The sequence below is a fragment of the Oerskovia sp. NPDC060287 genome (assembly GCF_042726775.1).
GTDB classification, from domain to species: Bacteria; Actinomycetota; Actinomycetes; order Actinomycetales; family Cellulomonadaceae; genus Oerskovia; species Oerskovia merdavium.
Genome location: NZ_JBHXBO010000233.1, coordinates 1 through 6,408 on the forward strand (window position 1 = coordinate 1; position 6,408 = coordinate 6,408).

At 66.9% G+C, this 6,408-nt stretch carries 11 protein-coding genes; all 11 read right to left on the reverse strand.

Annotation, left to right across the window (positions count from 1 at the left end; all coding sequences use genetic code 11):
• Window positions 1-72: 72 nt before the first annotated feature.
• Entirely contained in the window at window positions 73-375 is a 303-nt protein-coding gene (rpsQ, locus tag ACFWFR_RS16300; protein WP_056653775.1) for a 30S ribosomal protein S17, read from the reverse strand.
• Window positions 376-382: 7 nt separating this feature from the next.
• A complete protein-coding gene (gene rpmC / locus ACFWFR_RS16305; RefSeq protein ID WP_056653772.1) occupies window positions 383-622 on the reverse strand; it encodes a 50S ribosomal protein L29 in 240 nt (79 codons plus the stop codon).
• A complete protein-coding gene (gene rplP, locus ACFWFR_RS16310; RefSeq protein WP_191801409.1) occupies window positions 622-1,041 on the reverse strand; it encodes a 50S ribosomal protein L16 in 420 nt (139 codons plus the stop codon). The genes rpmC and rplP overlap by 1 nt, the downstream gene beginning before the upstream one ends.
• A 2-nt stretch (window positions 1,042-1,043) precedes the next feature.
• Window positions 1,044-1,886, reverse strand: coding sequence for a 30S ribosomal protein S3 (gene rpsC / locus ACFWFR_RS16315; protein WP_030151934.1), 843 nt, complete (start codon window positions 1,884-1,886; stop codon window positions 1,044-1,046).
• A complete protein-coding gene (gene rplV / locus ACFWFR_RS16320) occupies window positions 1,886-2,257 on the reverse strand; it encodes a 50S ribosomal protein L22 (RefSeq protein WP_030151935.1) in 372 nt (123 codons plus the stop codon). The genes rpsC and rplV overlap by 1 nt, the downstream gene beginning before the upstream one ends.
• A 70-nt stretch (window positions 2,258-2,327) precedes the next feature.
• Window positions 2,328-2,609: a 30S ribosomal protein S19 gene (gene rpsS / locus ACFWFR_RS16325; RefSeq protein WP_012867940.1), complete on the reverse strand. Its 282-nt coding sequence runs from the start codon at window positions 2,607-2,609 to the stop codon at window positions 2,328-2,330.
• A 14-nt stretch (window positions 2,610-2,623) separates the two neighbouring features.
• On the reverse strand, window positions 2,624-3,460 hold the full coding sequence (gene rplB, locus ACFWFR_RS16330; protein WP_056653766.1) for a 50S ribosomal protein L2: 837 nt from the start codon (window positions 3,458-3,460) through the stop codon (window positions 2,624-2,626).
• A gap of 33 nt (window positions 3,461-3,493) precedes the next feature.
• Entirely contained in the window at window positions 3,494-3,796 is a 303-nt protein-coding gene (gene rplW / locus ACFWFR_RS16335) for a 50S ribosomal protein L23 (protein WP_056653763.1), read from the reverse strand.
• On the reverse strand, window positions 3,793-4,494 hold the full coding sequence (gene rplD / locus ACFWFR_RS16340; RefSeq protein WP_056653761.1) for a 50S ribosomal protein L4: 702 nt from the start codon (window positions 4,492-4,494) through the stop codon (window positions 3,793-3,795). Before rplD ends, rplW begins: the two co-directional genes overlap by 4 nt.
• Before the next feature lie 5 nt (window positions 4,495-4,499).
• A complete protein-coding gene (rplC, locus tag ACFWFR_RS16345) occupies window positions 4,500-5,162 on the reverse strand; it encodes a 50S ribosomal protein L3 (RefSeq protein WP_191801411.1) in 663 nt (220 codons plus the stop codon).
• 14 nt (window positions 5,163-5,176) lie between these two features.
• Window positions 5,177-5,485, reverse strand: coding sequence for a 30S ribosomal protein S10 (gene rpsJ / locus ACFWFR_RS16350; protein WP_012867945.1), 309 nt, complete (start codon window positions 5,483-5,485; stop codon window positions 5,177-5,179).
• Window positions 5,486-6,408 lie beyond the last annotated feature (923 nt).

The following is a 6,408-nucleotide window of genomic DNA, read 5'->3' on the forward strand; positions in this document are numbered from 1 at the left end:
CACCTTGGTGCGGCCCGAGACCGGTCGTGACGGACGGGACCCCCGCCCGTCACGACCTGGTAGGCGCAGGGCCTACTTGGCCTTCTCGAGGATCTCCACCAGGCGCCACCGCTTGGTCGCGGACAGCGGGCGGGTCTCCATGATAAGGACGAGGTCACCGACGCCGGCAGCATTCTGCTCGTCGTGGACCTTGACCTTGCTCGTGCGCCGGATGACCTTGCCGTAGAGCGGGTGCTTGACCCGGTCCTCGACCTCGATCACGACGGTCTTGTCCATCTTGTCGCTCACCACGTAGCCGCGCCGCGTCTTGCGGTTGGCGCGCTGGTCAGCGGCCGTCTCGGTCACCGGTGCGGCGTTCGTTGCGTTCTCGCTCATTCCAGCCTCACTCACTCACGCTCGGTGCGGTACGGATACCGAGCTCGCGCTCGCGCAGGATCGTGTAGATCCGAGCGATGTCGCGACGCACGGCCTTCAGGCGACCGTGGCTCTCCAGCTGACCGGTGGCCGACTGGAAACGGAGGTTGAAAAGCTCCTCCTTGGCCTTCTTCAGCTCGGCGACGAGCTTCTCGTCATCGAACGTGTCCAGCTCGCTCGAACCCAGTTCCTTGGTTCCGATAGCCATCAGTTGCCACCACCCTCGCGCACCACGAAACGGCACTTCATCGGGAGCTTGTGGATCGCGCGGCGCATGGCCTCGCGAGCCAGGGGCTCCGGTACACCGGCCAGCTCGAAGATGATACGGCCGGGCTTGACGTTGGCGATCCACCACTCGGGCGAACCCTTACCAGAACCCATGCGGGTCTCCGCCGGCTTCTTGGTCAGCGGGCGGTCCGGGTAGATGTTGATCCAGACCTTTCCGCCTCGCTTGATGTGGCGGGTCATCGCGATACGAGCAGCCTCGATCTGGCGGTTCGTGACGTACGCAGGCTCGAGAGCCTGGATGCCGAACTCGCCGAACGCGATCTGGTTGCCACCCTTCGAGGCGCCGGAGCGCGAGGGGTGGTGCTGCTTGCGGTGCTTCAGCCTGCGCGGGATAAGCATGCTCAGGCCTCCGTTCCGGACTCAGGAGCCTTCTCGGCGACAGGTGCCTCCGCCCCTGCAGCTGCAGGTGCCTCGGACTGTGCCGGACGCTCGTTGCGACGACCAGCACCGCGACGGTCTCCACCACGGTCAGGACGGTCGCCACCGCGGGGGCCACCACGGCCCTGGCGGGGAGCGGCGGTCGCCTGCTGCGCAGCGAACTCCTTCTCGGTCATGTCGCCCTTGTAGATCCACACCTTGACGCCGATACGGCCGAAGGTGGTGCGGGCCTCGAAGAAGCCGTAGTCGATGTTCGCGCGGAGCGTGTGCAGCGGCACACGGCCTTCGCGGTAGAACTCCGAGCGGCTCATCTCGGCGCCGCCGAGACGACCCGAGCACTGGACACGGATGCCCTTGGCGCCGGCGCGCTGCGCGGACTGCATGCCCTTGCGCATCGCACGACGGAAGGACACGCGGCTCGCGAGCTGCTCCGCGATCCCCTGGGCCACGAGCTGAGCATCGATCTCAGCGTTCTTGACCTCGAGGATGTTGAGCTGGACCTGCTTGCCCGTGAGCTTCTCGAGCTCGCCGCGGATGCGGTCTGCCTCTGCGCCACGGCGGCCGATGACGATACCCGGACGTGCGGTGTGGATGTCCACACGAACACGGTCGCGGGTGCGCTCGATCTCGACCTTGGAGATGCCGGCACGCTCGAGGCCGGTGGCCATGAGCTTGCGGATCTGGACGTCCTCACGGACGTAGTCGCGGTACCGCTGTCCGGGCTTGGTGCTGTCGGCGAACCAACGCGACCGGTGGTCGGTGGTGATGCCGAGGCGGTACCCGTGCGGGTGAACCTTCTGTCCCACTATCGGGCCCTTCCCTTCGTGTCTTCGCGCGGAACGAGAACCACGGTGATGTGGCTCGTCCGCTTGAGGATCTGGCTCGCGCGCCCCTGAGCGCGAGGCCGGAACCGCTTGAGGGTCGGGCCCTCGTCCACGAACGCCTGGGCAACGACGAGCTCCTGCTCGTCGAATGCCACGCTCGCGCGGTCGGCCTTCACCCGTGCGTTCGCGATCGCGCTCTCCACGACCTTGCGGATGGGCTCACTCGCGGCCTGCGGTGCGAACTTCAGCACCGCGACGGCCTCGGTGGCCTGCTTGCCACGGATGAGGTCCACGACGCGCCGGGCCTTCTGGGGCGTGACACGGACGAACCGCGCCTGCGCCTTGGCTTCCATTGCTGTCCTGCCTTCTTGTCTCGTCATGACGTTCGGAGTCGCCGTCTCTTGATCTGCGTCTGCACGCAGATCAGCGACGACGGCCCTTCTTGTCGTCCTTCACGTGGCCGCGGAAGGTCCGGGTGGGTGCGAACTCGCCGAGCTTGTGGCCAACCATCGACTCGGTGACGAACACCGGAGTGTGCTTGCGTCCGTCGTGCACGGCAAAAGTGTGACCGAGGAAGTCGGGCGTGATGACCGACCGACGGGACCAGGTCTTGATGACGTTCTTGGTCCCCTTCTCGTTCTGGACGTCCACCTTCTTCTGAAGGTGTCCATCGACGAAGGGGCCCTTCTTCAGGCTGCGTGGCATCTGTCAGGCTCCTATCAGCGCTTCTTGCCGGTACGGCGACGACGCACGATCAGCTTGTCGCTCGGCTTGTTGGGACGGCGGGTACGACCTTCGGCCTGGCCCCAGGGGCTGACCGGGTGACGTCCACCGGAGGTCTTGCCTTCACCACCACCGTGAGGGTGGTCGATCGGGTTCATGGCGACACCACGGACGGAGGGGCGCTTGCCCTTCCAACGCATACGGCCGGCCTTGCCCCAGTTGATGTTCGACTGCTCGGCGTTGCCCACCTCGCCGACCGTGGCGCGGCAGCGCAGGTCGACGTTGCGGATCTCACCGGACGGCATACGCAGCTGGGCGTAGGGGCCGTCCTTGGCGACGAGCTGCACGGAGGCACCAGCCGAACGGGCGATCTTCGCGCCGCCACCGGGCTTGAGCTCGATGGCGTGGATGACCGTACCGGTCGGGATGTTGCGCAACGGCAGGTTGTTGCCGGGCTTGATGTCGGCGCCGGCGCCGTTCTCGATGACGTCGCCCTGCTTCAGCTTGTTCGGCGCGATGATGTAGCGCTTCTCGCCGTCCGCGTAGTGCAGGAGCGCGATGCGTGCCGTGCGGTTGGGGTCGTACTCGATGTGAGCGACCTTCGCGGGCACGCCGTCCTTGTCGTGACGACGGAAGTCGATGACTCGGTATGCGCGCTTGTGGCCACCACCCTTGTGACGGGTGGTGATGCGACCGGTGCTGTTGCGGCCACCGCTCTTGGTGAGCGGACGGACCAGCGACTTCTCCGGCTGCGAGCGCGTGATCTCGACGAAGTCGGCAACGCTCGAGCCGCGGCGGCCGGGCGTCGTCGGCTTGTACTTACGGATTCCCATGGGGATCTGTCCTCAATCTGCTCTCGTCCGGCCTCAGCCGACCGGCCCGCCGAAGATGTCGATCGTGCCCTCGCGGAGGGTGATGATCGCACGCTTGGTGTCCTTGCGCTTGCCCAGTCCGAAACGCGTCCGCCGGGTCTTGCCCTTGCGGTTGATCGTGTTCACGGAGGCAACCTTGACCGAGAAGATCTGCTCGACAGCGATCTTGATCTCGGTCTTGTTGGCCCGCGGGTCCACGAGGAAGGTGTACTTACCCTCGTCGAGGAGCCCGTAGCTCTTCTCGGAGACCACCGGCGCGAGCAGGATGTCGCGGGGGTCCTTCGTCACGGCGGTCACTTCGCGGCCTCCTCGGCCTCGTCAGCTGCTTCCGACTCGGACGCGACGGCCTTGACCGACGAGCCCGTGGCGGGTCCGGCGAGGAACGCAGCGAGTGCGCCCTCGGTGAAGACCACGTCGTCGGAGACCAGCACGTCGTAGGTGTTCAGCTGGTCTGCGACCAGGAGGTGCACCTGCTCCGCGTTGCGGAGGGACTTGCTAGTCAGCTCGTCGCCGCGCTCCAGCACCACGAGCACGTGCTTGCGGGGAGAGAGGTTGGCGAGCGAGGAGATCGCGGCCTTGGTCGACGGCTGACCGTCGATCCCGAAGCCGGACACGACGTGGACACGGCCTGCACGAGCCCGGTCGGAGAGGGCGCCGCGCAGGGCAGCAGCCTTCATCTTCTTGGGGGTGCGCTGGCTGTAGTCGCGCGGCGTCGGGCCGTGAACGACCCCACCGCCGGCGAACTGAGGTGCACGGGTCGAACCCTGACGGGCGCGGCCGGTGCCCTTCTGCTTGTACGGCTTGCGTCCACCACCGCGGACCTCGCCGCGGCTCTTGGTGTCGTGCGTGCCCTGACGGGCTGCAGCGAGCTGCGCGACGACAACCTGGTGGATCAGCGGGACGTTCGTCTGGACGTCGAACACCTCGGCGGGAAGCTCGGCGGTGCCGGCCTTCTTGCCCGTGGCGTCGAGGACGTCAACAGTGAGAGCTGCCATGAGTGTCATGCTCCCTTCACGGCGCTACGCACGAGGACGACGCCGCCCTTGGGGCCGGGCACTGCGCCCTTGACGAGCAGCAGACCCTTCTCTGCGTCGACCGCGTGGACGGTCAGGTTCTGCGTGGTCTGCTGGTCGAAACCCATGCGACCAGCCATGCGCACGCCCTTGAAGACTCGACCCGGGGTCGAGGCCCCACCGATCGAACCAGGCTTGCGGTGGTTACGGTGTGCACCGTGGGAGGCCGGGGCGCCGTGGAAGCCGTGACGCTTCATGACACCGGCCGTGCCCTTGCCCTTGGTGGTGCCCTGGACGTCGACCTTCGCGCCGGCCGTGAAGACCTCCGCGGTGATCTCCTGGCCGAGGGTGTACTCACCGGCGTTGGTCGTGCGGACCTCGGTCACGTGACGGCGCGGCGTGACGCCGGCCTTCTCGAAGTGACCCTTGAGGGGCTTCGTGACCTTGCGCGGGTCGATCTGGCCTGCAGCCAGCTGGACCGCGCTGTAGCCGTCGACCTCTTCGGTACGGACCTGGGTCACGACGTTCGTGCCCACGGCAACGACCGTGACGGGAACCAGGCGACCGGCCTCGTCCCAGAGCTGGGTCATGCCGAGCTTCGTACCGAGCACGGCCGTGACGGGCCGCTCGTTCTGCTGGGGGGTAGTCATGTTGTCCTCCCGCCTCAGAGCTTGATCTCGATGTTCACGTCCGCAGGCAGGTCCAGTCGCATGAGCGAGTCGACGGCCTTCGGAGTGGGATCGATGATGTCGATAAGCCGCTTGTGCGTGCGCATCTCGAAGTGCTCGCGGCTGTCCTTGTACTTGTGAGGCGACCGGATGACGCAGAAGACGTTCTTCTCCGTCGGCAGCGGCACCGGGCCCACGACCGTTGCACCAGCGCGGGTGACAGTGTCGACGATCTTGCGCGCCGAGCTGTCAATCACCTCGTGGTCGTAGGACTTGAGCCGGATGCGGATCTTCTGTCCCGCCATGGCGTCGTCTGACTCTCTCTCTCGAACCGCTAGCTGTCCGACCCACGCGCTCGGGCGTGTCGCCTATCGCGACCTACCCAGCGCACGCACCGAGGAACGGTGCAGGGCCGTTGGATATGTGAACCGCTCACGCATCGGGCCAACTTCTGGCGCCCGACGGCGTCACAGCCGTTCACAACGTTGTCGAGCCTGTGCAGAACCTGAGCTCCGCGGGGTCCTCGATCCGTATCGACAGAGAGTTCAACCCGCGGCAACCCCGGAATACCGAGGTCCGCATGCTTAGCGGTTCAACACACTGTTCGACACATGAAAGAGCGCACCCGTAACAGGCAACCTGAACAGTCTGCCACAGGAACTCGTGGAAGACCAATCGTGGCGCGTGTGACTCTGCCCTCAGAGGGACTGTCCCCACGCTCCGACCGACACGCTCACGCGCAGTGCGGGCTTGTCGGTGCTTCTAGGGTAACCGCCAGATCGGACCTCGCGGGACGAAGTGACGGCCTTCACACCGACGGCCGGCGCCCCTCGGAGAGCCCAGCACCCGGCCGCGCGCTCCTCACCTGCATCGATGCAGGTCGGCCACGCCCCGTCCGGGATCGAGATCGGTGCGAGATCACCACACGGATCCTGCCGACCTGCCCCTCTTCGCCCTCGAGCCACGCCTCGCACGACCTGACTCGACCCCGGTCCGGGGTCCGGTCCCCACCCGGATTCACGCGCGCCCGCTCCCCCGCGCCGGGCCGTGCGCCCGCCACGACCAGCTCGTCGGGCGGCACGACGTCCGACGGCCGTCACGGCGGCGAGCAGCTGCGGCAGCTGGGCCACCCCAGCATCAGCCCACGGTGACGACGGCGTCGGGGCGCGCCTCGAGCGTCCGGGTCAGGCGTCCGAGGACGACGAAGGGCCCGGGTACCTTGCGGTAC

Coding starts and splice junctions, on each gene's coding strand:
- rpsQ (WP_056653775.1), bottom strand. CDS start 375: ATGAGCGAGAACGCAACGAACGCCGCACCGGTGACCGAGACGGCCGCT.
- rpmC (WP_056653772.1), bottom strand. CDS start 622: ATGGCTATCGGAACCAAGGAACTGGGTTCGAGCGAGCTGGACACGTTC.
- rplP (WP_191801409.1), bottom strand. CDS start 1,041: ATGCTTATCCCGCGCAGGCTGAAGCACCGCAAGCAGCACCACCCCTCG.
- rplV (WP_030151935.1), bottom strand. CDS start 2,257: ATGGAAGCCAAGGCGCAGGCGCGGTTCGTCCGTGTCACGCCCCAGAAG.
- rpsS (WP_012867940.1), bottom strand. CDS start 2,609: ATGCCACGCAGCCTGAAGAAGGGCCCCTTCGTCGATGGACACCTTCAG.
- rplB (WP_056653766.1), bottom strand. CDS start 3,460: ATGGGAATCCGTAAGTACAAGCCGACGACGCCCGGCCGCCGCGGCTCG.
- rplD (WP_056653761.1), bottom strand. CDS start 4,494: ATGGCAGCTCTCACTGTTGACGTCCTCGACGCCACGGGCAAGAAGGCC.
- rplC (WP_191801411.1), bottom strand. CDS start 5,162: ATGACTACCCCCCAGCAGAACGAGCGGCCCGTCACGGCCGTGCTCGGT.
- rpsJ (WP_012867945.1), bottom strand. CDS start 5,485: ATGGCGGGACAGAAGATCCGCATCCGGCTCAAGTCCTACGACCACGAG.